Source organism: Rhodococcus sp. WWJCD1, assembly GCF_002258735.1.
Lineage (GTDB): Bacteria > Actinomycetota > Actinomycetes > Mycobacteriales > Mycobacteriaceae > Rhodococcoides.
Genome location: NZ_NOXY01000016.1, coordinates 39920 through 66331 on the forward strand (window position 1 = coordinate 39920; position 26412 = coordinate 66331).

Consider the following 26412-nt stretch of genomic DNA (forward strand, 5'->3'; position numbering starts at 1 on the left):
GCGCGTGCTGCCCCTCGGTCATGCCGCAGGCTCCACTCCCGCTAACCCTGGGTCATTCCGCGGGCTCCACTCCCGCCCCTCACACCGGCGCTTTCTCCCGCACTTCGGCGGGCCGGCGGACGACCATTCCGCCGAGGCAGCCGCCGATCACGACGACTCCGCCGATCAACGCCAGCACGGACGGGTTCTCGCCGAGGAAGATCCATGCACCGGCAATGCCCACCACGGGAACCAGAAGTGAGAACGGTGCGACCAGTCCGGCGGGGTTGCGACTCATCAGAATGCTCCAGAGGCCGCTGCCGATGATGGTGGCCGGAATCACGATGTAGGCCAACGCGACCAGGCCGGGCCAGCCCTGCGGACCGAACGACTCGGCGAGGGCCTGCCAGCCGGTGCTCGGACCCTCGACGATCGCCGAGAGCGCCAGCATCGGCACCGGTGGGATGACGGTCATCCACAGCATCAGCGTCATCGGGGAATCGGATTTGGCGAGTCGGTTCCCCAGGTTGCCGAACGCCCAGCCGAGGCCGGCGAGCAGGGTGAGGATCACCGGGAGCAGGGTGGCGTTCTGGGCACGGTCCCACCCGATCAGCACCATGCCGACCACGGCGATCGCAATGCCGATGGCCTGCCTGCGGGTGACGTGTTCGCGCAGCAGAACCGCACCGAGAACGACGGTGAACGGCGCGGACGACTGCAGTACAAGCGATGCCAAGCCCGTGGGCATACCGGCCGCCATCGCCGCGAACAGGAAGGCGAACTGCAGAAATCCGAATCCGAATCCGTACAGCAGCAACCACTTCAGTGGGACGTTCGGGCGTGGGACGAACAACACGACGGGGATTGCGATGACCAGGAACCGCAGCGCGGCGAAGAAGAAGGGTGGAAAGTGATCGAGCCCGACGCGGATGGCGAGGAAGTTCAGCCCCCACAGCACGGCGACGGTCAATCCGAGCAGGCGGTCGCGAGTGGTCATGCCGTCAATCGTGACGGGAGCAAATGATGAGCACAATCGAATATATCCGCATGAACAGTTAAGATTTTCTGTATGAACGTGGAGCGGCTTCGGATCCTGGCGGAACTTGCCGACCGCGGAACCGTGGCCGCCGTCGCCGAGGCCCTGTCGATGACGCCGTCGGCGGTGTCTCAACAGCTCAAGTTGCTGGCTCGCGAGGCCGGCGTGACACTGCTCGAACCCGATGGGCGTCGGCTGCGCCTCACCGACGCCGGCCGCGCGTTGGTGCTGCGAACCGACGATGTGCTCGCGGCCCTCGCCCGCGCCACGGCAGAGATGGATCGATACCGAGCGTCCCCGCAGGGACGCGTCCGTGTGGCACTGTTCCCGTCCGGTGCCGCGCTGCTCCTACCCGGAGTGCTGACCCGTCTCGCGGGCTCGGACGTCGACATCGATGCGCGTGACGAAGATCTGCCGGCATCGTCGGTGCCCGAACTACTCGCCGACTACGACGTGGTGCTCACCCATCGGGACGATCGGGCTCCGTCGACGGCAGGCCCGCGCATCGAAGTGACGACCCTCATGCGCGAACCCATCGATCTGGTGTTGCCTCCCGATCATGCACTGGCACAGCACAAAACGGTTGACCTGAGAGAGCTGACCGACGAGCGGTGGATCAGCGTCCGCGGCGGATTCCCTGTGGACGACGTGCTGCTCTCTGTTGCCGCCGTCACCGGCGTCGAGCCACGAGTAGCGCAGCGTATCAACGACTTTCGAGTGACTGAGACTCTTGTTGCCGCCGGGCACGGGGTAGCGCTGATGCCGCGCTATGCCGTCGTTCATCCGGGCTTGGTGCGGCGAGAGCTGTCCGGTGTGCGGGCCGGCCGCATCTACGAACTCGCCACGAGGCCCGGTGCGCGTCGACTACCGGCGATCGCCGCTGTGCTCGACGCGTTCCGACTCGAAGCCGAGTTCAGGACAGCGCTTTGGCCTTCAGCGTCCTGAACTCGTCCTGATCGATGGTCCCGTTGTCCAGCAATGCCTTTGCGTGTGCGATCTCTTCGGACGCGGAATGTCCGGCGACGTGTTTGATGTACTCCTCCTGCTGGTCCTTCGCGTGCTGTAGGGCAGCGACCTGGCGCTTGGCCATGCTGCTGCCGTTCACGATGAGGTACACCAGCGCGGTGAGGAACGGCGCAACGATGAGGAAGAACACCCACACCGCTTTCAGAACCCCGGATGTCTTGTGGTCACGGAAAAGGTCTCCGATGATCGAGAACATCACCATCAGATAGGCCACGAAGGCGAACCCGACGACGAGAAGCCAAAGAAAATCCCAGAAAGAATCCATGGCGAACTTTCATTTCATTGTGTGCCCCGACGGCAGAACTATTGTTGCACGTGGCCTTGCAGTGCGCTGTCGTTTTCGCGGCGGTTGCTCGACCGATCTGTAGCGCCCACGGCGGGTTGCGGTTCCATGGAATCGACGAGGTGGCATGCGGACATCGAACCGTCTGCATGCTGCTCGAGCATCGGCTCCACCTGTCGGCACAGGTCCACCGCGTACGGACATCTCGAGACGAAGGCACACCCGGTAGGTGGATGGGCCGGATCGGGGGAGTCGCCCTCGAGGATCGTCCTGGGGCGTGCGCGTTGAATCGCCGGGTCGGGAACCGGGATGGCTGACAGTAGTGCTTTGGTGTACGGGTGCGAGGGACGCCCGTACACCTTTGCCGCGGAGCCTATTTCGACGATTCGGCCCAGGTACATCACGGCAATTCGATCGCTGATGTGCCGAACGACGCTGAGGTTGTGAGAGATGAAGATGCACGTCAGATCGAATTCGTCGGTCAGGTGCACCAGGAGATTGATCACCTCGGACTGCGTCGACACATCGAGGGCCGAGACCGCCTCGTCCGCAATGATCATCTTGGGATCCAGGGCCAAGGCTCGAGCTATAGCCACCCTCTGGCGTTGCCCACCGGACATTTCGGCGGGGTAGCGAGCGGCGAAATCGCTGCGCAGACCGACCTTCGACAACAGATCGGCAACCTTGGACTCGCACGTGGATCGATCGGCGCGATCGTATATCCGAAGCGGCTCGGCAATCGATGTTCCCACCGTCTTACTGGGATCGAGGGAGGCGAACGGATCCTGAAAGATCATCTGGAGGTCTCGGCGTTTCCTGCGCATGGCTCTACGGCCGAGGGTCAGGAGGTCGTCGCCTCCGTAGACGATCTTGCCGCTCTCGGGCTTTTCCAGCCGCAGGATGGACCTACCGAGAGTGGATTTGCCGGATCCCGACTCGCCGACGATTCCGAGCGTTTCACCCTGTCTCACAGCAAGACTGATGTCTCGAACTGCCTGAACTGTCTCGCGTGGACGACCGAGGAGGTCACGCGAGCGCACGAACGACTTCGACAGCCCGACGACGTCCAACAACACGGGCTTTTCGATGGTGGTCACAGTTGATCCTTCCTTTCGGAGTCGACCATGGTCGTTCTCTCCGCTGACATGTCGGCCTGTGGAGAGGGAATCTCGGGCACCAGTGTCGTCACGGTGCCGTCGACGACGCGGATGCATCGGGTGCTTCGTTCGTCGTCCATCGCAACGAGCGGTGGGTGATCCGAATCGCACAGTCCTGGTATGGAATAGGTGCAGCGCGGGCTGAACCGGCATCCAGGTGGCATGTTGTCGGGCCTGGGCACCATTCCAGGAATCGCAATGAGGTCGTTCCCGGGTTCGATGCGTTGGGGCAGTGACTCGAGTAGGGCGGCAGTGTAGGGGTGCAGTGGTCGAGTGAAAAGGTCCCCAGCGTGGGCGATTTCGACCGGTTCACCCGCGTACATCACAGTGACCTCATCGCAGAAGTCGGCCACCACGCCCAAGTCGTGCGTCACGAGCAGGACGGCGGTGCCCATGTCTTCCTGGAGTCTGCGTAGCAGCTGGAGAATGCTGGCTTGGACCGTGACGTCGAGGGCGGTGGTGGGTTCGTCTGCAATGAGAAGCTTCGGATCGCATGCGATCGACATCGCGATCATCGCTCGCTGCCGCATTCCCCCGCTGAAGCTGTGTGGATAGTCCTTCGCCCGTCTGGCTGCAGCGGGTATTCCGACGAGGTCCAATACTTCCACCGCACGGTTCCACGCGTGCTTTCGCGATGTGCCGAAGTGGGTTCGCACGGTCTCCGCGATTTGCTCGCCGACGGTGAAGACTGGATTCAGACTCGTCATCGGTTCCTGGAAGATCATCGCGATCTCGCGGCCGCGGATCGCACGCATCTGTCGCTCGGATTTCTGCAGAAGGTCTGCACCGCAGAAATCGATGCGACCGTGCGTTGTTCGACTGTTGTGCGCCGGCAACAAACGCAGAATCGACAGGGCGGTCACGGTTTTGCCCGAGCCCGATTCTCCGACCAGAGCCCGTGTTCCACCGCGCCCGAGATCGAGCTGTCCTCCGAGAACAACGGGGGTCCAGCCGTTTTCGGTGCGAAACTCGACCTGGAGATCCTGTATCGAGAGCAGGCTGTCGGTCTCGAGTAGTTCGTCCTTGATATCGAGCGCGGTCATGCCTTTCTCCGTTCCTGTCCGACGGCATCGCGAATGCCGTCACCGAGCATGTTCAGCGACAGAATCGTCAGCATGATGGCAAGCCCGGGTGGCACCACCATCCATGGACTCTGGAATCTGTTGTCGAACGCACCGCGCAGCATCGAGCCCCAGCTCGCGGTCGGTGGTTGTACGCCGAGGCCGAGGAAGCTCAGCCCTGCCTCGGCGAGCAATGCCAAGGACAACATCAGGGTGAGCTGCACCAGGAGGGGAGACCGGACGTTGGGCAGTACGTGGACCAGAACCGTTCTCGACGTGGAACACCCGACCACCTTGCTCGCCTCGATGTAGGTCTCTTCCCGAACGTTCATCGCAGCACCGCGGACAACGCGGAACAGTCGAGGAGCGGTGGCCGCTCCTACCGCGAGCATGGCGTTCATCAACCCGGGTCCGAAGATCGCAATGATCGCGAGCGCAAGAACCAGAGCCGGCAGTGCGATGAGGGCGTCGGCCACGCGTCCTGCGATCCAGTCGAATTTGCCACCGAGGTACCCGGCCAGCAGGCCGAGCGGCAAGCCGGTGACAGCCGCGAATCCGACTGCGATCAGCGGTGCGACCAGTGATATCTGTGTCGCGTAGATGAGTCGACTGAGGGTGTCCCGTCCGAGCTGATCGGTTCCGAGCAGGTGATTATCCGAGAACAGCGGGAGGAATGCCGAGGCCAACTTCTGGTATGCGGGATCGTAGGGTGCGATCCACGGTGCAGCTACGGCCACCACCGCCAGCAGTCCGAGAAAGACCAGGCAGGCCACGTTGGTGCGGGACTTGAGGATTCGACGGACGAACACCCGTCCGGGAGACGGCGGTGCGGGATTGGAATGCACTGCGCCGATCGGTGCGCCCACACTTCTGCGGACACCCGGTGCAACGCGCGGTACCGAACGACTGATGGTCATGCCTGCCTGACTTTCGGGTTGAAGTACGCGTAGGAGATGTCCACGGCCAGATTGATCAGCAATACGAACAGCGTGATGACCACGACGAACGCTTGGATGACGGGGAAGTCTCGTTCGAGAATCGCCTTGAGCGCTACCGAACCCAATCCAGGCATTCCGAAGACCTGCTCGATGATGACCGCACCACCGACGAGTGCTGCAGCCTGCAGCCCGAAGACGGTGACGACCGGTATGGCGGCGTTCTTGGCCGTGTGCTTGACGACCACCTTCCACCGTGGGAGTCCCTTGGCCGTTGCCGTTCGGATGTAGTCCCGCTCGAGAACGTCGATCACTCCGGCACGAGCCTGGCGGGCGATCTCGGCAGCGGTGACGGTTCCCAGTGCGAAGGCGGGCAGCGCGAGATGGGCGAACCAGGCGAAAAAACCGTCGCTGAGCGGGGAGTATCCGGTGGCGGGGAAGAGTCGGAGTTGCAGCGAGAAGAAGGTCACGAACAACAGGCCGAGCCAGAAGCTCGGCATCGAGATGCCGAGTGTCGTCAGGCCGGTCAGTGTCCGGTCGATCCAGGTGCCTCTGCGCAGTCCGGCAAAAACGCCCGCGAGGACGCCGACGACGAGTGACCAGGACAGGGCAACGAAGGCCAGCGACAACGTGACCGGAAGTGCCTCGAGAATGGCGTCGATGTTGCGGTGGCTGCTCAGCAACGAGGTGCCCAGGTCGCCGGTCAGCAGGTTCCCGATCCAGCCGAAGTACTGCACCACGATGTTCTCGTCGAGGCCGAGTTGGCTCCTGGTGGCTGCGATCTGCTCGGCGGTGGCTGCATCCCCGGCCGCGACCACCGCGGCATCACCGGGGATCAGATGAATCATCGAAAAGCTCAGTATCGTGACGATGAACAGGACTGGAATGGCTGCAAGAATTCGTTTGACCATGAAGATCAACACAATTCGATCACCTCTTCTTCGTACGCGGCGGACAGCTACTTGCTGACGTCGAGGGTTCGTAGGCCGGTTCCACCGGTCTTGTAGAACTCGTAGTTGGCGAGATTTCCTTGCGTCGCGACCGATGCGACGGAGTGGCAGAGGACGATCTGGGCGGGCCCCATGTCGAATGCCTCGGCGAGCAGATCGGCATACGCTGCCGAGCGCTGCTCGACGTCGGTGGAGCGCGCTGTTTCGGCGAACAGCTCGGCCATCTCGGGAGTCGATAGGTTGCCGGGGTTGTCGCCACCGCCGGACATGTAGGCGGACTGGACGTAGAGGCCGGGGTCGGTTCCGCCGCCGTACTGCCCGACCAGTGCGTCTGCATCGCCGGTGACGAAACGCGCCCTCGCCTGGGTCGCATCCATCACCTCGATCCGCATGTCGATGCCGACGTCGGCGAGATTCTGTTGAACGACCTGCGCATTGTTCTGGTAGATCGACAGGCTGGGAACGGCTGCGGTGAAGGTGAACCCGTTCGGCAGTCCGGCCTCGGCGAGTAGCTCTCGGGCGCGGTCGGGGTCGTAGGACGACCAACCGGAATCGTCCAATTCGTCGCTGTGCGCAAAGTACCCCTCGGGATACGGCTGAGCCCCGGGTATGCAATCGCCCGAATACAGCACCCTCGATATCGCTTCACGATCGATCGCGAGGTTCATCGCCTGACGTACTTGTTTCTTGGCGAATTCGCTCCGTTCGGTGTTCAGAGAAATTCGAGCCATGCTGGTACTCGCGCCGGAGGAGGTGAACACTTGAAGTCCGCCTGCCGCGGCTTCCTCCTTCTGCGGACCCACTACACCGGTCATCGTGGACTCGCCTGCCTGCAGCGAGTTCATCCGAGTAGCTGTATCGAGTTGGATGAGAAAGGTCAGATTGCTGAATCGGTACGCGTCGTCGTCCCAATAGTCCGGTCGGCGCTCGAAGTAGTACGCGGTTCCCGGGATGGAGCGGGTCATCGTGAATGCTCCGGCACCGACGGGGTTTTGATCGAGGTCGGGGTTGGCCAGTGCTGCCGGCGACACGAGCATTCCCGGACGAGAGGCGAGCAGCGTGGGGAGCGCTCCACCCGGTCCGACCAGATTGAGTCGAACGGTGCGTGCGTCGAGGACGTCCACCGAACCGATCGTCGTGGAGATCTGTCCCCTGATCGTCGATTGAGGGTCGGTGAGGATCCGATCGAAGTTGGCCTTGACCGCCGGTGCGTCGACAGGGGTTCCATCGGAAAATGTTGCATCCGAGCGCATTACGAGCGTGAACGTCTTACCGGACTCGTCGAGCGACCAGCTCTCGGCGAGCATCGGAATCGGGTTGCCGTCGGTGTCGACGTCGGTGATTCGATCGTAGATGACCGCGAGCAGTGGCAGGTCGTTTTCGGTGACTCCACGATGCGGGTCCAGGCTACTGGGCACCACAATCTGTCCGTAGACGACTTCGGCCTCGCGATCCAAGGCATTCGGATCGAACGTTCGTTGGTCGATTCCCGCGCAGCCGGTGCCGAGTAGGCAGACGGTGAGAATCGAGACTGCGACGGTGAACAGCGGCCTGGCCGGCATTGGCCCTCCAATTCGATGCAGCGGACCACGTCCCGGTCGGGTGGCGAAGCCGCAGCGTTCCCAGATCGACTGGGAGGGTGGGCCGTCGAGACTTCACTGGTGGTCGGTGCCTGTGTGATAGGCGATTTCTAGAAGGATGTTCTAAAACATCAGGACTGTCAAGGGTTCGACCGAATTGGTATGAACCGGACATGGGGGTCTTGACAACCGAGGTGCGCGTCGGTCACGATTTGCTAGATTTCAGTTCTAGAATCGTATTCTGGATGCGCTGCAAGCGTCCCCGTCACCGATCGAAAGGAAGTCAGGACATGGTCGATTTCGCCCTGAACGAAGAAGAAGAATTGATGCGCAAGTCGGTGCGCGCATTCCTGGAGAAGGAAGTTTTCCCCTTGGAGAACGAGGTCCTCAGGAACGAACGCGAGGGCCGACCCGGTTTGCCCGACGGCGAGATCAAAGCATTGCGGGAGAAAGCCAAGAAATCGGGATTCTGGGGCATCAACACCCCGGAGGAATACGGTGGCGCGAATCTCGGCCCCGTCATGAGCGCGATCATCGCCGCCGAGGCCGGCCGCACTTTCGTACCGTTTTCCTTCGGTGGCTCGGCCGACAACATTCTCTACGGTGCCAACGAGGAGCAGAAGCAGAGATACCTGATCCCGACGATCGCTGGTGAGCGCCGATCATGCTTCGCCATCACCGAGCCCGGAGCCGGCTCCGATGCCCGCAGCATCAAAACTCGCGCGGTCAAGAACGGATCGGACTGGGTGATCAACGGCGAGAAGATCTTCATCACCGGCGGTAACGAAGCCGATTTCGTCATGGTCTTCGCGGTGACCGACAAGGAGAAGGGGGCCAACGGCGGCGTCACGTGCTTCATCGTCGACCGCGACATGGGGTGGACGTCGACTCCTATCCCCACCATGGGCCAGTGGGGTCCTGCTGCGCTGTCGTTCGTGGACGTCCGGGTACCCGAGAGCAATGTTCTCGGCGAGGTCGGAAAGGGCTTCGACCTGGCTATGAGTTGGATCGGTCAGGGGCGATACATGATCCCGGCGCGTGCGATCGGCTCGGCCGAGCGGCTACTGGACATGGCGATCGAACATTCCAAGAATCGCGTTTCCATGGGTCATCCCATCGCCGAATATCAAGCCATTCAGTGGCAGATCGCGGACTCCCACGTGGAGATCGAGTCGACCAAGCTGCTGACGCTACGGGCCGCCTGGGCGGTGTCGCAGGGCGTCGACGCGCGCCACGTCTCGTCGGTCGCAAAGTTGCACGGCAGCATCATGGCCAACAACGTCGTCGACCGAGTACTGCAGATCCACGGCGGAATGGGCTACACGAAGGAACTCCCGATCGAGCGCTGGTACCGCGAATTGCGCCTGCTGCGCATCTTCGAGGGAACCGACGAGATCCAGCGTCGGACCATCGCTCGAAATCTGATCAAGGGATATGTCAATTCCGACGGCTTCGGACACTGACCACAGACATGCTGGCTCACAACTCGTAGTCACACGAAGACAGGATTCTTCATGACCAAAGCGACAGTTCAGGGCATGGACCTACGCGCACTGTTCGAACCCCGGTCCATCGCGCTGATCGGAGCCACGGACAAGTCACCGTGGTCGCTCAACACCTACCAGAACATCAAGGACAGCGGATTCGGGGGAAGCGTCTATCTCGTCAACCCCACCAGCCCGATCGTGCACGGAGAGAGAACATTCGACTCGATCGCAGGCCTGCCCGAGGTGGTGGACCTGATCTTTGTCATGGTTCCCACCACCGTGGTGTTGCCGACCCTGCGTGCGGCCGTCGAGCACGGCGTGCGTGCCGCGGTCATCCTCACCGCCGGATTCGGCGAGACCGGTGCTGTCGGGCAGCAGATGGAAGACGAGATCATCGATTTCGCTCGATCGAGTGGATTGACCGTACTCGGGCCGAACGGAAACGGCTTCATCAATGCGGCCGAGAACATCACTCCGTACGGTCTGCCGATCGGTCGTCCGCTGATCGAGGGAACGGTCGGCTTCGTGCTGCAGAGCGGTGCGTTGGCGAGTTCGGTTCTGCAGTTCGCACAGTCGCGGAACATCGGGGTCAGTTTCCTGACCGCAATGGGCAACGAATCGTTGATGTCGGTCACCGACGTCATGAATTACCTGGTCGACGATCCGAACACCTCGGTCATCGCGTTGTTCCTGGAGTCCGTTCGGGACCCGGTCGAATTCCGGCGAATTGCACTGCGTGCGTTGCATGCCGGAAAGCCGATCGTCGCGTTGAAAATCGGCCGCAGCGTTCTGGGTGCCCGCGCCGCTCTCGCCCACACAGGGGCTCTGGTGGGGGACAACGCCGTCATCGACGCGGCCTTCGAACAGATGGGTGTCATCCGAGTTCGTTCGCTCGAGGACCTGATCACGACCGCCGGTCTCATGGCGAGCCTCGGTGGTGGCCTGCCGGGGCCACGAATCGGAGTGGTGACGCCGTCCGGCGGAGCCTCCGAGATCATCGCCGATCGCGCGGAAGACGAAGGGCTGGTGCTGCCGGGGTTCTCGGAGGAGACCACCGCCAGACTCGGTGAGATCGTGCCTGCATTCGCGACGGTGCAGAACCCACTCGACGTGACCGGCTACGTTGTCATCGATCGCACGTTGATGCGGCGCTCGCTCGCCGTGGTGGCTCAGGATCCCAATGTGGACTTCGCAGTTCTGCTCTCGGAACTGCCTCGGGTACAGGCGGTCGATCCATCGCTGACGCTGACCGCCTACGGCGAGTCCGCTCGCAACATTCGCGAGACTGCCGTACCGACCGTGGTGCTGAGCACCGTCCTGACCGACGTGACCGAGTACGGGCGCTCGGTAGCCGACGCAACCGAATTCCCGCATGTGGTCGGCGGGATCGAACACGGCTTGACCGCGCTGGGCAACGCAGTTCGGTGGTCTGTACTTCGTGCCGCCGCGTCTGCGACGCCGGAAGAGCTCGATCCCTTTGTGGCACCGGTGGACTTCGAGACCGAGCCGACCGGAATCTGGACCGAGTACCGGTCCTCGGAATTGCTCTCCCACAACGGAATACCTGTGGTCCCTTCGAGCCTGGTCGACTCGGTGGAGCAAGCGCAGGAGCGCGCGGCCGCGTACGGGTATCCGGTGGTCCTCAAGGCGGTTGCCGACGGACTCGGCCACAAGAGCGACATCGGCGGCGTTCGCCTCGATCTACGATCGGCGGACGATGTGGCAGAGGCCTACAACTCGGTGCTCGCCACGCTCGCCGATGCAGGTGCCACCGGGGCTGCGGCGCTGATACAGCCGCAGCGGCCGTCGAACGGCCTGGAGATACTCGTCGGCGTGGTCCGCGATCCGGTGTGGGGCCTGACCCTGGCCGTCGGTCTGGGCGGTGTGTGGGTCGAGGTGTTGGCGGACGCGGCGATTCGAGTGTTACCGGTGAGCGTGGCAGACGTTCGAGATGCGATAGAAAGCCTGCGCGGAATCGCTCTTCTGCGCGGAACCCGAGGTTCCGAACCGGTGGACATCGACGCGCTCGCGACGTGCGTGGCCGAGATCGGCGACTTCGCCTATCGACTGGGAGATCGACTGCAGGCGTTGGAGATCAATCCACTGATGGTTCGCGGAGGCGAGTGCGAGGCGCTCGATGCGCTGATCACATGGTCGGAGACAGGTAGCGAGACGGAGGCAGTGTCATGACGGGAATATGCGACGGCCGCGTGGTCGTGGTGACCGGGGCCGGCCGCGGAATCGGCCGAGCTCACGCTATCGAGTTCGCGAGGGAAGGCGCGTCGGTCGTGGTGAACGACATCGGTGCGGAGGTCGATGGATCAGGAAGCGCCGAGGGGCCGGCAGGTGAGGTCGTGGAAACGATTCGTGCTGCCGGCGGGCAGGCTCGGGTGGACGGGTCCGATGTCTCCGACGACGACGGCGCACGTCGTCTGATCGAGAGCACCATCGAGCACTACGGGGACCTGCACGTGCTGGTGAACAATGCCGGGATCCTGCGCGATCGCATGATCACGAACATGACCGTCGCAGAATGGGACGATGTCATCAGAGTGCACCTACGGGGCACTTTCCTGACGCTGCATCACGCCTCGAATCATTGGAAGACACAACACAAGTCCGGATCCGTAGTGGACGCACGGGTGATCAACACGACGTCGTCGTCGGGGATCTACGGCAATATCGGACAAGGAAACTACGGTGCCGCCAAGGCGGGAATCGCAAGCCTGTCCATCATCGCATCGATGGAGTTGGCTCGGTACGGCGTGACGGTCAACGCCGTCGCGCCGGCCGCGCTGACCCGAATGACCGAAAATCTGAACGGTAGCCTCTCACGCTCGGTGCCTGAGCCAGGAGAGTTCGATGCGGCGGCACCGGAGAACATCTCCCCCCTGGTGGTCTGGCTGGGAAGTGAGGAGTCGCGGAGCATCACCGGGCGGGTGTTCAACGTGCGGGGAGGTTGGATCAGTGTTGCGGAGGGCTGGAAGTCCGGTCCGGAGATGGACAAAGGTGCCAAGTGGGCACCGGGTGAGCTCGGTGAGGTGATTCCTCGCCTCGTGTCGGAGGCGGCGGACAATGCCGCCATGAACGGGCGCGTCCCCGAGCAGGTGCCCTGATGGCACTCGATCACGGGGTCATCGGCACACCGAGCTCACCGAGACGTAAGGCCTGGACGTCGAAAGACGCGCTCCTGTACGCGGTAGGAGTGGGGGCAGGCCAGGACTCGGCGCTGGACGAACTGGCATTCACGACCGAAAATTCAGCCGACATCGAGCAATTGGTGCTTCCGACCTTTGCCGTGTTGGCCACTCAAGCCCCATCGGGCCGCACACTCGGTGATTTCGACCCGGCCAAGCTGGTCCACGCCGAACAAGCCTTCGAGCTCTTCGGAACTCTCCCGGTGGACGGCTGTGTCGACGTCACGTCCACTGTGACGGCGATCGAGGACAAGGGGTCGGGGGCCCTGGTGGTCAGTGACGCCGAGGCCCTCGATGCGAAAACCGGTACGGTACTGGCGACATCGCGATCGTCGGTGTTCATCACCGGGGAGGGCGGCAGTGGCCGTCGGGGCTCTCCGGCGTCGGCAGCACCGATGCCCGACACGGCTCCCGACTCCCAGGTGACGTACTCGACCCGCCCCGAACAGGCATTGCTGTATCGACTGTCGGGCGACAGAAACCCGTTGCACTCCGACCCGAAGTTCGCCGCCAGGGCGGGCTTCGCACGCCCGATCCTGCACGGACTCTGCACCTACGGTGTCACCGGACGGGCGCTGCTGCATGAACTGTGCGGATCGGACCCCACGCGACTTCGATCGATGGCCGGCCGCTTCACCCACCCCGTGTACCCCGGTCAGGACCTGACGGTCTCCATCTGGGATACCACCGACGGGATCCGCTTCCGTACCTCGCTCGAGGACGGCACGACGGTGATAGACCGCGGAACCGTGGCAATCCGATGATCGAGGCATCGGCGCAGGCCGAAAAAACCGTGTCGAGAGGATCCGAATCCCTCTCGGCGGGTGAGGCTTTCTTCGAATCCGTCGGCGGCGCATTCGTCCCCAGGGCTCATGCACGCAGTCCGTGGTCCGAGGATCTCGTTCACGGCCGACTGGTGTCGGGATTGATGGCACGCGAGGTCGAACGACGGCACCTGGGGGCCGATCTGCATCCCGCGCGGATGACCACCGATCTGTTCAGGCCGATCCCCATGTCGCCGTTGACGATCGACACCGTGATCCGCCGCGAGGGTAAGCGGTTGATCGTGGTGGAGGTGACCGTGCGGTCCGGTGATGTGCCGGTCGCGCTGTCGACCGTGCAGATCCTGCGGTCCGGCCCGCCCGGTCCTGACGTCGCCTGGGTACCCGAGTATTACGCCGCTCCATCCCCGGAGGTGATCGGCCCACCGCCTCGGGTGGCACCGAAGCATTTCGGAGAGGTCCGACGCGTCGAACAGTCGGTCGGTGGTCGTCGCTTCTCCTGGTTCCGCGAGACGTGCGAGCTACTCCAGGGCCACCGCGACACCCCGTTCGGGACGTTGGCCGCCGCGGCGGACTGGGTCAGTCCCTTCACGAACATGGGTACGGATCGATTGGCGTACATCAACGCAGACGTGACCCTCTATTGCAGCCGTCTCCCGGTGGGGCCGTGGATCGGCTTCGAGAACCTCGACCACGTCCAGAGCGGCGGTGTGGCGGTGTCGGTGTGCGCTTTGCACGACACTGTCGGTCGCATCGGAACGGCCGCGTCCGCGGCGCTTCCCTATTGAGCACAATTCCTGCACTACAAAAGAATTCGACGACAGAATCGAGCGACCGATCATGACCGGAACGATCGAAGAAATCCGAGGCAAGACCGAGGGGCTCAGGCGTCCACGCGCGAAGATGGCGCCGTCACCCACCCCCGAGACGAGACCGTACTGGGATGCGGCGGCGGACGGGCGTTTGTCCGTCCAGCGCTGCCGGGCGTGCTCCCACGTGTACTTCTATCCGCGAGACTTCTGCCCGGTGTGCAGTTCGGACCTCGTGGAGTGGATCGACTGCTCGGGCCGTGCGACCTTGTATTCCTACGTGATCGAACACAGGCCCGGGCCGGGGTTCGAGAACGACGGCCCGTACGTCGTGGCCGTCGTTCAGCTCGAGGAGGGGCCGCGCATGATGACCAATATCGTCGGCGTCGAACCGCTTCCGGAAAACCTGCCGCTGGATATGGAGTTGACCGTGCGGTTCGAGCCGCGCGGTGAGATGTGGGTGCCCGTGTTCGCGCCTGCGGGAGCATCGGCATGAGCGGCGGGGTGGTCATCGTCGGAGCGGCGGAGACCGACGACATCGGAACTCTGCCGAACCACTCGACGATGAGGCTGCACACCGAAGCTGCACGTAATGCGTTACAGGACTGCGGAATCGACAAGCGCGAGGTCGACGGTATCGCGGGCGTATCGATGCCGGGACCGATCTCGGTTGCCCACAGTCTGGGGATCGAACCACGCTGGGTGGATACCACCAGCGTGGGAGGAACGTCGTTCCTCACTCATGTTCGGCATGCAGTGGCGGCACTGGAAGCCGGGCATTGCTCCGTCGTGCTGATCACGCACGGTGAATCCGGTCGATCACAGGTCGGCGCGCCTCGCTACACCCCCGATCCGGCCTCGGTCGTCGGACAGTTCGAGGCTCCGTACGGCGTGACCGGGCCACCGAGTAGGTTCACCGTCCCGTTCCTCCGGTTCATGAAGGAGACCGGAACGCAGGCGCGGCATCTCGCAGATGTGGCAGTCGCGCAACGGAAGTGGGCCGCGATGAATCCACGCGCGAAGTTTCGTGACCCGATCACGGTCGACGATGTGCAGAATTCTCCGGTCATCGCCTGGCCGTTCCACCTCCTCGAGTGCTGCTTGGTCACCGACGGTGGTGGTGCTCTGGTGCTGACCACCGAGGAACGGGCGAAGGATCTCGACGTTGCGGCGGTTCGTGTTCTGGGCACCGGTGAGGGTTACGAAGCCTCGGGTATATCGATGATGGAGGATTTCACCACGTTCAAAGGATTCAAGAATTCGGCTGCCGACGCCTTCCGTGCTGCGCAGATGACGCCCGCCGATATCGACCATCTGATGATCTACGATGCGTTCGCGCACTTGCCCCTGTACGGCCTCGAGGACCTGGGATTCGTCGGAAGGGGAGAGGCGGGCGAGTTCGTCCGGGCGGGCCACACGTCCCCAGGTGGCGCGCTGCCGATGAACACCAACGGCGGTGGGTTGTCGTACACCCATACAGGGATGTACGGCATGTTCGCCATCATGGAGTCGGTCCGTCAACTACGGGGAACGGCTCCAGCGCAGGTGGCCGGCGTACAGACGAGCTTGGTTCAGGGCAACGGCGGAATGTTCGCGGCAGGCTCCACCCTGATCCTCGCTGCGGCGGCCTGACGGCGGCACGCAGGTTCGGCTTGACCCGGCTCCAATTCTAGAATTACGCTTTACCCTCGGGCGGGCGAAGGCGAAGAGGATTGGTGGGGATCATGACCGAACGGGCCGGTTCGACGACGTGGCAGTGGAGCAAGACCGGCGAGACCCAGCGCAAGCTTCTCGATGCCGCCCAAGAGGTGTTCGCCGAGGCGGGTTTCGTCAATGCCAGCATTTCCGACATCGTCGAGCGGGCCGGATCGAGTACGGGCAGCCTGTACCACCACTTCGGCGGCAAATCCGAGCTGTTCACCGCGCTGTGGGATCGGCACAACACGGCGCACCTCGAACAGGTCAGGGCATCGGTCATCGCCGAGCGTAGGGGCGGAACCACGGATCCACTCGATCTGTTCTGCGTCGGCGCACGCGCTTTCCTCAACGGGAGTTGGCAGCGCCGCGAAGTTGCCTTGGTCTTCGTGGACAACGACGGGCCACCCGGTTTCGAGAAGCTTCGTCGGGACAATCGCATCGAATGGATCAGGCAGAACTCGGCGCTGCTCGGCCCGGGTGACGACAGTGCACAGCGAATTACCGTCGGGGTGTTGACCGACATCATCGTCGAATCGTCCCGTGAGGTGATTCTGAACTGTCGTACGAAGAAGCAAGCAGGTGCCGTTGCCGACATCATGTGCAACTTGATTCGGAAGATCGCCTCCGAATAGAGCTCGACCTCACAGCCCGGTGCGCAATTTGATTGCGCACCGGGCTTTTTCGACCGCCGGGCTCAATTGTCGTCTTGGTTCCGGCAGTCCGCGCGTCAATTAGAGAGTACGATTCTAGAAGTTGCTTCTAGAGAGGGCGCGTATGTCTGGATCGAGTGGGGCGATACCTGTACCTGGTGTCGCCGTTCGGGTTGCACCCCGGGTCGAGCGACTGCTGGCTCCCAATGCCGGTGCGTGGACCTTCGAGGGCACCAATACATGGTTGATCGGTGCACCCGATGCCATGCAATGTGCGGTGATCGATCCAGGGCCGGCAGATGCCGGGCACCTGGATTCGATCGTCGCCGCGGCCGGCCATCGGACGGTGACGGAAATCGTGCTGACACACGGGCACAACGACCACGCAGACGGGGCGCACGCGCTCGCCGAGCGAACGAAGGCAACGGTGCTGGCGCAACGTGAGGTGCTCGGGCGAACCCCTATCGAGCACCTACAGCGAATTGTGTTGGCAGGCAACGTCACGGCTCGTGTGCTGGGTACGCCCGGGCACACCCGGGATTCGGTGTGCCTGAGTTTGCCGGACGACGACGTAGTGCTGACCGGCGACACCCTGCTCGGCGCCGGCTCGCCGGTCGTTCATCCGGCGTTGCTGGCAGACATGCTCGAGAGCCTGTGCATGCTGGCCGAGATCGGCCACGGTGGATCGGTGATCGGACTGCCAGGGCACGGTCCGGTGATCACAGATCTGGAAGCCGCGGCACTGCATCGGGTTGCCGCACGACGACGACGCATCGAACAGGTTGCAGCTTTACGTGATTCAGGCACGACTGAGATCGAGGATCTGGTTGCCGCCATGTACCGGCACATCGAGGACCCGGACGTGTTGAAAGCTGCACACTCGTCCGTCGAGTCCATGGTCGTCTTCCTCGACTCGGGTCTAGGTTCGGCCGCAACGGATTCGGGGCGCAGACGATGACGGCTCGGTCCGAAACCGAATGCACGACACCGCGGCCGGAGGTCGAACCGCGATCCGAGCGTCAGGTGATGCACGACGCGTGGAGAACGCTGTCGGTGGTTGCGTTCGCCAGCATGGTCTCGGGAATGTCGGGCAGCGCACTCAACGTTGCATTGCCGACGGTCGTTCGCCACTTCGACGCGAGCAGTGTGGCGGCCAGCTGGATCTTGCTCGCGTACCTGTTGACCAACACCGTGCTTCTCGTTGCGTTCGGACGAATGGCCGACATGTTCGGCCGTCGAACCATGTATCTCACCGGCCTCGGCCTGTACACCACCGGCAGCATCTTGTGCGGTCTGGCTCCGAATGCGTGGTGGCTCGTAGCTTTTCGCGTGTTGCAAGCGGCGGGAGGTGCCATGTTGCTCACCAACAGTGCGGCACTGGTGACCGCAGCATTTCCTCGTCACAGACTCGGTGAAGGGATGGGCATCTACCTTGCGTCGTTCTCCATCGCGCAGTTGTGCGGACCCACCTTGGGTGGTTTGATCGCGCAGCAAGCGGGATGGCGCTGGGTGTTCTGGTTCAACGTTCCGATCGGAATTCTCTGTCTCGTCTGGGGTGCCATCGCGCTGAAGTCTCCGCCCCGTGGTGGTGCGAAAGGTTATTCGCTCGACCTGCGCGGCAACGCAATGATTCTCGTCGCGTTGACCAGTGGTTTGGCTGCGCTGTCGCAAGCCACCTCGCTTGGCTGGTCGCACCCGCTCGTGGTGGGCGGTCTGGCGGTGGCAGTGGTGGTGGTGCCACTGTTTCTGTGGTTCGAGCGCCGTGTTCCCAACCCGCTCATCGACGTCGCTCTGTTCAAACACTGGCCGTTCGGGTTCGGCCTCCTGGCGTCCTTCATGAACTCGATTTCGCAGAGCGGGATAGTGCTGCTGTTTGCCCTGTACTTCCAGGCAGTGTCCGGAGTCAGCCCACTCGAAGCCGGGCTGATGGTGCTGCCCGTCGCTGTCGCAGCCCTTGTGGCATCACTCGGATCCGGGCCGTTGCAGCGCAAGATCTCTGCGTCGTCGCTGTCCGTCGCCGGAAATATCCTGACAGTGTTCGCACTGCTGATACTCCTGGTGTCGACAACGGGACGAATGCACTCAGCTGTCGTGCTGTCGGGGCTCGCGCTCGCAGGATTCGGATCCGGCCTGTTCATGCCATCGAATGCGACGGCCCTCATGCGTGATCTTCCCGACGAACGTCTCGGCATCGCCAACGCCATGCGCCTGCTGCTGCAGACCAGCGGATTCGTGGTCGGGACAGCGGTGATCCTGTCGGTGGTGACCAGCGCGATGCCTCTCGAACTGCGGAAATTCGTGTTCGCTGGAACCGTCAGTGACGTGTCGGAAGCCGCAGTGGATCAGCTCCTCACCGGATACGGCCGCACCCTCGGCGCGATGATCGTCATCGCATCCCTCACGGTGGCTGTGTCCATCGCGGCCAGGCATTCCAGAACTGTCGAGCAGCGCTGAGGCGCGGAACCGGACGCTGTGCGCACAGCGAAAAGCCGCCCATTCGCGACGAATGGGCGGCTTCTCGGTGGTGCAGGTCAGCGCAGCGCGCGGTTCACCGCCGACACCACGGCACGCAGTGACGCGGTGGTGATCGATGTCGCGATTCCGACGCCCCAGACGGTGGTGGCGACGCCCGCAGGCGAGGTGACCGAAGCTTCGACGTAGGCCGCAGCCTGGGCGTCGTCGCCCGCAGACATGGCGTGCTCGGAGTAGTCCAGCACGCTGACGTCGTAGCCGATGGTGGACAGCGCGTCGACGAAGGAGGCGAGAGGTCCGTTGCCGGAGCCGGAGATCTCCTGCTCGACGCCGTCCACCTTGACCGTCGCGGTGATCGTGTCGGTGCCGCCGTCGTGCTCGGCCGCGACGACCGACTGCTTGATGCGCTCGAGCGGACGGATCGGCGTCAGGTACTCCTCGGCGAAGACGTCCCACATCTCCTTCGGCGAGACCTCGCCGCCCTCACCGTCGGTGATGCGCTGCACGGCCTGGGAGAACTCGATCTGAAGACGACGCGGCAGGTTCAGTCCGTGATCGGACTTCATGATGTACGCGACTCCACCCTTGCCGGACTGCGAGTTGACGCGAATGACGGCCTCGTAGGTGCGGCCGACGTCCTTCGGGTCGACGGGCAGGTACGGAACCTGCCACGTGACGTCGCCGATGTCCGTACCCTGCTCGTCCGCAGTGACTTTCATTGCATCCAGGCCCTTGTTGATGGCGTCCTGGTGGCTGCCGGAGAAAGCGGTGTAGACCAGATCTCCGCCGTACGGGTGGCGCTCGGCGACGGGAAGTTGGTTGCAGTACTCCACGGTTCGGCGGACTTCGTCGATGTTGGAGAAGTCGATCTGCGGATCGACGCCGCGGGTGAACAGGTTCAGACCCAGCGTGACGAGGCAGACGTTGCCGGTGCGCTCGCCGTTTCCGAACAGGCAGCCCTCGATGCGGTCTGCGCCGGCCTGGTAGCCGAGTTCTGCTGCGGCAACACCGGTTCCGCGGTCGTTGTGCGGATGCAGTGACAGCACGATGCTGTCGCGGCGATCGAGGTTGCGGCTCATCCACTCGATCGAGTCGGCGTAGACATTCGGTGTCGCCATCTCGACCGTGGCGGGCAGGTTCAGGATCAACGGCTTGTCGGGCGTGGGGTCGATGATCGCGGTGACCGCGTCGCACACCTCTTTGGCGTAGGAAAGTTCTGTGCCGGTGTAGGACTCGGGGGAGTACTCGTAGCGCCAATCGGTATCGGGGAACTTGGCAGCTTCCTCGAGAACCTTGCGGGCACCGTCGGTGGCGATCTTCTTGATGACATCACGATCGGCGCGGAACACCACTCGGCGCTGCAGGATCGAGGTCGAATTGTAGAAGTGCACGATGACGCTTCGGGCACCCTCGCAGGCGACGAAGGTGCGCTCGATCAGCTCGGGACGGCACTGCGTCAGAACCTGGATGGTGACGTCGTCGGGGATCGCGCCGTCTTCGATGATCTCGCGGACGAAATCGAAGTCGGTCTGGCTGGCCGACGGGAAGCCGACCTCGATCTGCTTGTAGCCCATCCGAACCAGCAGATCGAACATGCGGCGCTTGCGGGCCGGGCTCATCGGGTCGATCAGAGCCTGGTTGCCGTCGCGCAGATCCACCGCACACCACTGCGGCGTCCGGTCGATGATCTTGTCCGGCCACGTGCGGTCGGGGAGGGTGATGGCTTCCACTTCCTCGGCGAACGGCCGATAACGGAACGTGGGCATCGAGGAGTTCTTCTGGGTGTTCCAGGCGGGCTGGTCGCTGGGTGCGGGCCGCGAGGGCGGGGTGATGGTGCGAGATCCCGAGGTGAATGCGTCGGCTGGTGACATGGTCTTCGTCTCTCCGTACAGATCAAAACAATGTGTTCGACCGGCGCAACGAACCCCGCGACGGGAAGCCAGTCTGGTCTCAGACCCCGTCGCGGCTGTTAAGAAGGAGAGCTCGCAGCATGGGGTGAGTGTACTACCGCAGACCGACCGCCTACCCCAGGGTTCAGGAGTCGACTTTTTCGGCGACGGTGTCGTGCCTGCGCTGCCACTGCTCGATGTCGTTCAGCCGTCCGACATCGGCCGCGGTCCAACACTGTGCGAGCAGTTCGTATCCGAGGTGATCGACCTCTGCATGGCGGGTCCACACGCGATGCGCCCAGCGGCGATCGTTGTGCGCCGCTTCGGCTCCCGCGAGCGCTGCGCCGACCAGCTCGAACTGCACGTCCCTTCGAAGCGTCAGAGTGGCTGCCGCCGTGACCGTCTCGGTTCGCAGCGTGGTCAGCAAACGGGCGGTCAGGTCCAGAACCCGCCGATCGGACCACAACAGTGCGCGTCGAAAAGCGCCCGGCAACAACAACCACAGGGCCGCGAACGCGAGGGCAACCCCCACCGCGGTTTCGACCACCCGATCCACCACGATGCCGCCGAGCGGAGCACCCGGATGCGAGATGGTGCCCATCAACAACGCGAGCGGGGTGATGAATGTGACGGCGAGACCGTAGTTGCGCGCCACGCTGATCTCGATCGCGAACTGCAGCACCATCAGCACCACGATCACGGCGAGACCGGTCAGCGGCGAGAGATAGATTGCCGAGAACAACACCACTCCGGCCAGAGTGCCGCCGAGTCGCTGCATGCCGCGGTATGACCCGTGGACGCGATCCGGCCCCTGCTGGAGCACCAGGACTGCGCCGAGGATCGCCCAATCCGGCCTGCTCAGACCCAGCGCCACACTGATCCCGCCCGCAGCTGCCGCCGCGCAGAACACCCGGATCGCCGTGGACGCCGCGTGTGAATCTCGATGCAACGACCGCTTCAACCGATAGCCGATGCTCGGACGAGCCAGCGGCAGTTGATCTCGTGCCGATTCCGCCTCGTTCTCGGGGTCCGGCACGGTGCCGGCGCGCGCCGACGTGGCAGCCGCAAACGCAAGATGGGCGTCGAACAGCGTCTGTACCAGCGGAGGGCGCGAGGTCGATTTCACCGATCCGGCCTCGTACACCGCGGCCCACGCCGCGTGCAGACGGGAGGCGGCAGTGTGCCGATCGGCGACGGAGGCCGTCGACGCGCTCGTGTATTTCTCGATCGCGGCCACCGCCGCACCGACCGCCGCCCGTTCGGGTCCTTTCGGATCCCGCACCACCCCGGACATCGCGACCACCAGCGCCGACGCGACGCCGATAGCCGCACAGACGGCGCCGCGGGTCGCGCTGATGTCGGCGGCAGGGAGGTACGACGCGACCGCGCACACCAGCACGAAGAAGAAGGCCCCCGGCGGACCGAGTCGAAGCGCCGCAACGACGTAGACCGCAACGAGTGCGAGAACCGACAGCACGGCCACCGGAATCATCCGGGCCCACCCGGTCTCGCCGAAGTCGAGGGCGAGCTGCCCGGCCGTCGCGCCGAGCCACACCGAGGCCACGAGCGCGCCGCCTGCAATCAGCACTACCCACCAGCGCGATCGATAGGGGCGACCCTCGCCGTAGATCACCGCAAAACTGCCCGAGACCACCAGTAGTGCCTCGGTGTGGAACCCGAGCAGCCACGCCACGATCGCCGGAACCCCGAACGCCAGCGCCGAACGCAGACCGCCCGGCCAGCGGCGGCCGACAGCGGGCAGCCCGAAGAGCACCCGCAGACCTCGGGCCGGCGGTGGTGGGAGATGTTCTGGAACGGTCACTCGAACATGTTAGGACAGGCGAAGCCGCAGGCAGACCACCCTGAAATCCCAGCTCGGAGCTACCCGGACCACTGTTCGGGCCGCTCGCTCGGTAAGGTGACCCGCGGACAATCGAACGATTGTCGGCTATCCAGCGGAGGTAATACGCGTGGCTCTCATCGTCCAGAAGTACGGTGGATCGTCGGTGGGGACCGCCGAACGTATCCGACGCGTCGCTGAACGAATCGTCGAGACCAAGAAGGCGGGCAACGACGTTGTCGTCGTCGTGTCGGCGATGGGCGACACCACCGACGAACTACTCGACCTGGCCCAGCAGGTGTGCCCGGCCCCGCCGGCCCGCGAGATGGACATGCTGCTCACCTCGGGTGAACGCATCTCCAACGCGCTGGTCGCGATGGCCATCCACTCGCTCGGTGCCGAGGCGCGGTCGTTCACCGGTTCCCAGGCAGGCGTCGTCACCACCAGCGTGCACGGAAACGCCAAGATCATCGACGTCACCCCCGGCCGCGTGCGCAGCGCGCTCGACGAAGGCTCGATCGTTCTGGTCGCCGGATTCCAGGGCGTCAGCCAGGACAGCAAGGACGTCACCACGCTCGGTCGTGGTGGGTCCGACACCACCGCCGTCGCGCTCGCCGCGGCGTTGAACGCCGATGTCTGCGAGATCTACACCGACGTCGACGGTATCTTCACCGCCGACCCGCGCATCGTTCCCAACGCTCAGAAGCTCGACACCGTCTCGTTCGAGGAGATGTTGGAGATGGCCGCCTGCGGCGCGAAGGTGCTCATGCTGCGTTGCGTCGAATATGCCCGTCGCTACAACGTTCCCGTACACGTGCGCTCGTCGTACACCACAAAACCCGGAACGATCGTCTCCGGATCTATGGAGGACATTCCAGTGGAAGAAGCAATTCTCACCGGCGTCGCACACGATCGCAGCGAGGCGAAGGTCACGGTCGTCGGTCTGCCCGACACCCCCGGTTACGCCGCCAAGGTCTTTCGCGCCGTCGCCGATTCGGAAATCAACATCGACATGGTGTTGCAGAACGTCTCGAAGATCGACACCGGTAAGACCGACATCACCTTCACCTGCCCCAAGGCCGACGGCCCGACGGCAGTGGAGAAGCTCACCAAGCTGCAGGCCGAAATCGGCTTCGCGCAGGTGCTCTACGACGACCACATCGGCAAGGTCTCGCTCGTCGGTGCCGGCATGAAGAGCCACCCCGGTGTGACCGCGACGTTCTGTGAGGCTCTCGCCGACGCCGGTATCAACATCGATCTCATCAGCACCTCCGAGATCCGTATCTCGGTGCTGTGCAGCGACACCCAGCTCGACGAAGCAGTGCGCGCGTTGCACGCCGCCTTCGATCTGGGTGGCGACGAAGAAGCCGTAGTACACGCGGGAACAGGACGATAACCATGACCACAGTTGCAGTAGTCGGAGCCACCGGCCAGGTCGGTGCCGTCATGCGAACCCTGTTGGAGGAGCGCAACTTTCCCGCCGACACCGTTCGATTCTTCGCCTCCGCACGCTCGGCGGGCAAGAAGCTGCCGTTCCGCGGCGAGGAGATCATCGTCGAGGACGCCTCCACCGCCGATCTGACCGGCATCGATATCGCACTGTTCTCGGCAGGAGCCACGCTCTCCCGTGAGCAGGCACCGCGGTTCGCGGCGGCCGGCGCGGTCGTCATCGACAACTCGTCCGCGTTCCGCAAGGACGCCGACGTGCCGTTGGTGGTCAGTGAAGTGAACCCCGAGGCGGCGAAGAACCCGCCGCGCGGCATCATCGCCAACCCCAATTGCACCACCATGGCTGCCATGCCGGTGCTCAAGGTGCTGCACGACGAAGCCGGCTTGCAGCGACTGATCGTCTCGAGCTACCAGGCCGTCTCCGGTAGCGGTCTCGCCGGCGTCGACGAGCTCGCCACCCAGGCGCGCGCCGTCATCGATGACGTCGAAAAGCTGGTGCACGACGGTTCGTCGGTCGATTTCCCGGCCCCGAACAAGTACGTCGCGCCCATCGCCTTCAACGTCCTGCCCTTGGCCGGCGCGTTGGTGGACGACGGATCCGGCGAGACAGACGAGGACCAGAAGCTGCGCAACGAATCGCGCAAGATCCTCGGACTGCCGGACCTGCTGGTCAGCGGTACCTGCGTGCGGGTGCCGGTGTTCACCGGACACTCGCTGTCGATCAATGCCGAGTTCGGTTCACCGTTGTCGGTCGAGCGGGCCCGGGAACTGCTGGCCTCCGCACCGGGCGTCTCGCTGGTAGACGTACCGACCCCGCTCGAAGCCGCAGGCAAGGACGACTCCCTCGTCGGCCGCATCCGTCAGGACCCGGGCGTTCCCGAGGGCCGTGGACTGGCCCTGTTCGTCTCGGGCGACAACCTGCGTAAGGGTGCCGCGCTCAACACCATTCAGATCGCCGAGCTGCTGGTCTGAGGTCGTGCGCGTTGTGCGTAGCTGGAATTACGCACAACGCGCACGACGGGGGTGATCAGTTCAGGCGGTGACCTTCGGCGGAGGCGTCGAAGATGTGCGCGTGCGCGTCGTCGATGCGCACATGGACGCGGTCGCCCTTCTCGGGCGGGCTACGCCAATCGGCCCGAGCGACAATGGTTTCGGACTTGCCGTTGATGTCCGCTCGTCCGAACACGAAGGCCTCGGAACCGAGCTCCTCGACGACGTCGATCTCGAGAGCTATTCCGCTGTCGGCAATCTCGATGTGCTCGGGCCGAATACCGAACATCACCTCGGTGGCCGAGCCCAGAGTCTGACGAGGCACCGGAATCACCTGATCGGCCAGGCGGACGCCGCCGTCGGTGACCGGAGCGCGGAACAGGTTCATCGACGGCGAGCCCATGAACCCGGCGACGAACGCGTTGACCGGGGTGCGGTAGAGCTCGCGGGGAGTGGCGCACTGTTGCAGCACACCACCTTTCAGGACTGCGACGCGATCACCCATCGTCATGGCCTCGACCTGATCGTGGGTGACGTACACCGTAGTCGTGCCGAGCCGGCGCTGTAGCTGTGCGATCTGCGTCCGCGTCTGAACCCTCAGTTTGGCGTCGAGGTTGGATAGCGGCTCGTCCATCAGAAACACCTGAGGTTGCCGGACTATGGCGCGGCCCATGGCAACTCGCTGACGCTGACCGCCGGAGAGGGCCTTCGGCTTGCGATCCAGGTACGGCTCGAGGTCGAGCAGCTTCGCGGCCTCCTCGACGCGAGTGCGAATGTCTTCCTTGTTCGCCTTCGCCAGCTTGAGCGCGAACCCCATGTTCTCGGCGACGGTCATGTGCGGGTACAGCGCGTAGTTCTGGAACACCATCGCGATGTCGCGATCCTTGGGCTCGGAATTGGTGACGTCCTTGCCGCCGATGAGGATGCGACCGGAATTGACCTCTTCGAGCCCCGCGAGCATCCGGAGCGACGTCGACTTGCCGCAGCCGGAGGGGCCGACCAGAACGAGGAACTCACCGTCCTCGATGTGCAGGTCGAGCTCGTTCACCGCGGGGGTGTCGGAGCCGGGAAAAAGCCTGGTCGTGCGCTCGAACGAGATTGTTGCCATGACGAAATAGATCCCTCCACCGGCAGGAACGTGC

The 26412-nt window shown here is 63.7% G+C and carries 23 protein-coding genes; 13 read left to right on the forward strand and 10 right to left on the reverse strand.

Annotation, left to right across the window (positions count from 1 at the left end):
- Positions 1-79: 79 nt before the first annotated feature.
- Positions 80-976: an EamA family transporter gene (locus CH286_RS11490; RefSeq protein WP_037150018.1), complete on the reverse strand. Its 897-nt coding sequence runs from the start codon at positions 974-976 to the stop codon at positions 80-82.
- Between the two features lie 72 nt (positions 977-1048).
- On the opposite strand from CH286_RS11490, the gene CH286_RS11495 reads away from it, so the two are divergent.
- Positions 1049-1960: a LysR family transcriptional regulator gene (locus CH286_RS11495; RefSeq protein WP_094609270.1), complete on the forward strand. Its 912-nt coding sequence runs from the start codon at positions 1049-1051 to the stop codon at positions 1958-1960.
- On the opposite strand, the gene CH286_RS11500 is transcribed toward CH286_RS11495, so the two are convergent.
- From CH286_RS11500 to CH286_RS11525, 6 genes are read right to left on the reverse strand one after another with little or no spacing between them, the layout of a single operon-like run.
- A complete protein-coding gene (locus CH286_RS11500; protein ID WP_094609271.1) occupies positions 1929-2306 on the reverse strand; it encodes an SHOCT domain-containing protein in 378 nt (125 codons plus the stop codon). The two genes, CH286_RS11495 and CH286_RS11500, sit on opposite strands and share 32 nt — an antisense overlap.
- Positions 2307-2344: 38 nt before the next feature.
- Positions 2345-3421, reverse strand: a complete 1077-nt coding sequence (locus CH286_RS11505; protein WP_176458215.1) for an ABC transporter ATP-binding protein — start codon at positions 3419-3421, stop codon at positions 2345-2347.
- On the reverse strand, positions 3418-4524 hold the full coding sequence (locus CH286_RS11510; RefSeq protein ID WP_094609272.1) for an ABC transporter ATP-binding protein: 1107 nt from the start codon (positions 4522-4524) through the stop codon (positions 3418-3420). The genes CH286_RS11505 and CH286_RS11510 overlap by 4 nt, the downstream gene beginning before the upstream one ends.
- On the reverse strand, positions 4521-5459 hold the full coding sequence (locus tag CH286_RS11515) for an ABC transporter permease (protein WP_094609273.1): 939 nt from the start codon (positions 5457-5459) through the stop codon (positions 4521-4523). The genes CH286_RS11510 and CH286_RS11515 overlap by 4 nt, the downstream gene beginning before the upstream one ends.
- Positions 5456-6400 carry an ABC transporter permease gene (locus CH286_RS11520; protein ID WP_032385985.1) on the reverse strand — a complete coding sequence of 315 codons (945 nt, stop codon included), beginning with the start codon at positions 6398-6400 and terminating at the stop codon, positions 5456-5458. The genes CH286_RS11515 and CH286_RS11520 overlap by 4 nt, the downstream gene beginning before the upstream one ends.
- Before the next feature lie 35 nt (positions 6401-6435).
- On the reverse strand, positions 6436-7989 hold the full coding sequence (locus tag CH286_RS11525; protein WP_094609274.1) for an ABC transporter substrate-binding protein: 1554 nt from the start codon (positions 7987-7989) through the stop codon (positions 6436-6438).
- A 308-nt stretch (positions 7990-8297) separates the two neighbouring features.
- On the opposite strand from CH286_RS11525, the gene CH286_RS11530 reads away from it, so the two are divergent.
- From CH286_RS11530 to CH286_RS11575, 10 genes are all read left to right on the forward strand, one after another.
- Positions 8298-9470, forward strand: coding sequence for an acyl-CoA dehydrogenase family protein (locus tag CH286_RS11530; protein WP_045198358.1), 1173 nt, complete (start codon positions 8298-8300; stop codon positions 9468-9470).
- Between the two features lie 51 nt (positions 9471-9521).
- Positions 9522-11684 carry an acetate--CoA ligase family protein gene (locus CH286_RS11535; RefSeq protein ID WP_094609275.1) on the forward strand — a complete coding sequence of 721 codons (2163 nt, stop codon included), beginning with the start codon at positions 9522-9524 and terminating at the stop codon, positions 11682-11684.
- A complete protein-coding gene (locus tag CH286_RS11540) occupies positions 11681-12610 on the forward strand; it encodes an SDR family oxidoreductase (RefSeq protein ID WP_094609276.1) in 930 nt (309 codons plus the stop codon). The genes CH286_RS11535 and CH286_RS11540 overlap by 4 nt, the downstream gene beginning before the upstream one ends.
- Positions 12610-13455: a MaoC/PaaZ C-terminal domain-containing protein gene (locus CH286_RS11545; protein ID WP_094609277.1), complete on the forward strand. Its 846-nt coding sequence runs from the start codon at positions 12610-12612 to the stop codon at positions 13453-13455. The genes CH286_RS11540 and CH286_RS11545 overlap by 1 nt, the downstream gene beginning before the upstream one ends.
- Complete coding sequence (locus CH286_RS11550) at positions 13452-14261, forward strand: acyl-CoA thioesterase domain-containing protein (RefSeq protein ID WP_094609278.1); 810 nt, start codon at positions 13452-13454, stop codon at positions 14259-14261. The genes CH286_RS11545 and CH286_RS11550 overlap by 4 nt, the downstream gene beginning before the upstream one ends.
- A gap of 52 nt (positions 14262-14313) precedes the next feature.
- The gene (locus CH286_RS11555) at positions 14314-14778 is read left to right on the forward strand and encodes a Zn-ribbon domain-containing OB-fold protein (protein ID WP_217902922.1); all 465 of its coding nucleotides are present in this window, start codon (positions 14314-14316) and stop codon (positions 14776-14778) included.
- Positions 14775-15914, forward strand: coding sequence for a thiolase C-terminal domain-containing protein (locus CH286_RS11560; protein ID WP_094609302.1), 1140 nt, complete (start codon positions 14775-14777; stop codon positions 15912-15914). Before CH286_RS11555 ends, CH286_RS11560 begins: the two co-directional genes overlap by 4 nt.
- A 92-nt stretch (positions 15915-16006) precedes the next feature.
- Positions 16007-16612, forward strand: a complete 606-nt coding sequence (locus CH286_RS11565) for a TetR/AcrR family transcriptional regulator (RefSeq protein ID WP_094609279.1) — start codon at positions 16007-16009, stop codon at positions 16610-16612.
- 142 nt (positions 16613-16754) lie between these two features.
- Positions 16755-17588 (forward strand): MBL fold metallo-hydrolase, encoded by an 834-nt coding sequence (locus CH286_RS11570; RefSeq protein WP_094609280.1) that lies wholly within the window; start codon positions 16755-16757, stop codon positions 17586-17588.
- The gene (locus CH286_RS11575) at positions 17585-19084 is read left to right on the forward strand and encodes an MFS transporter (protein WP_094609281.1); all 1500 of its coding nucleotides are present in this window, start codon (positions 17585-17587) and stop codon (positions 19082-19084) included. Before CH286_RS11570 ends, CH286_RS11575 begins: the two co-directional genes overlap by 4 nt.
- A gap of 77 nt (positions 19085-19161) precedes the next feature.
- On the opposite strand, the gene leuA is transcribed toward CH286_RS11575, so the two are convergent.
- Together leuA and CH286_RS11585 are read right to left on the reverse strand one after the other, a co-directional pair.
- Entirely contained in the window at positions 19162-20973 is a 1812-nt protein-coding gene (leuA, locus tag CH286_RS11580) for a 2-isopropylmalate synthase (protein WP_037150013.1), read from the reverse strand.
- A gap of 163 nt (positions 20974-21136) precedes the next feature.
- Positions 21137-22813, reverse strand: a complete 1677-nt coding sequence (locus tag CH286_RS11585) for an FUSC family protein (RefSeq protein ID WP_037150010.1) — start codon at positions 22811-22813, stop codon at positions 21137-21139.
- 148 nt (positions 22814-22961) lie between these two features.
- Here CH286_RS11585 and CH286_RS11590 point away from each other — a divergent pair, with 148 nt between their 5' ends.
- Together CH286_RS11590 and CH286_RS11595 are read left to right on the forward strand one after the other, a co-directional pair.
- Positions 22962-24227, forward strand: coding sequence for an aspartate kinase (locus tag CH286_RS11590; protein WP_032379997.1), 1266 nt, complete (start codon positions 22962-22964; stop codon positions 24225-24227).
- 2 nt (positions 24228-24229) lie between these two features.
- Positions 24230-25252: an aspartate-semialdehyde dehydrogenase gene (locus CH286_RS11595; protein ID WP_037150007.1), complete on the forward strand. Its 1023-nt coding sequence runs from the start codon at positions 24230-24232 to the stop codon at positions 25250-25252.
- Between the two features lie 55 nt (positions 25253-25307).
- On the opposite strand, the gene CH286_RS11600 is transcribed toward CH286_RS11595, so the two are convergent.
- Entirely contained in the window at positions 25308-26378 is a 1071-nt protein-coding gene (locus CH286_RS11600) for an ABC transporter ATP-binding protein (RefSeq protein WP_032379999.1), read from the reverse strand.
- Between the last annotated feature and the right edge of the window lie 34 nt (positions 26379-26412).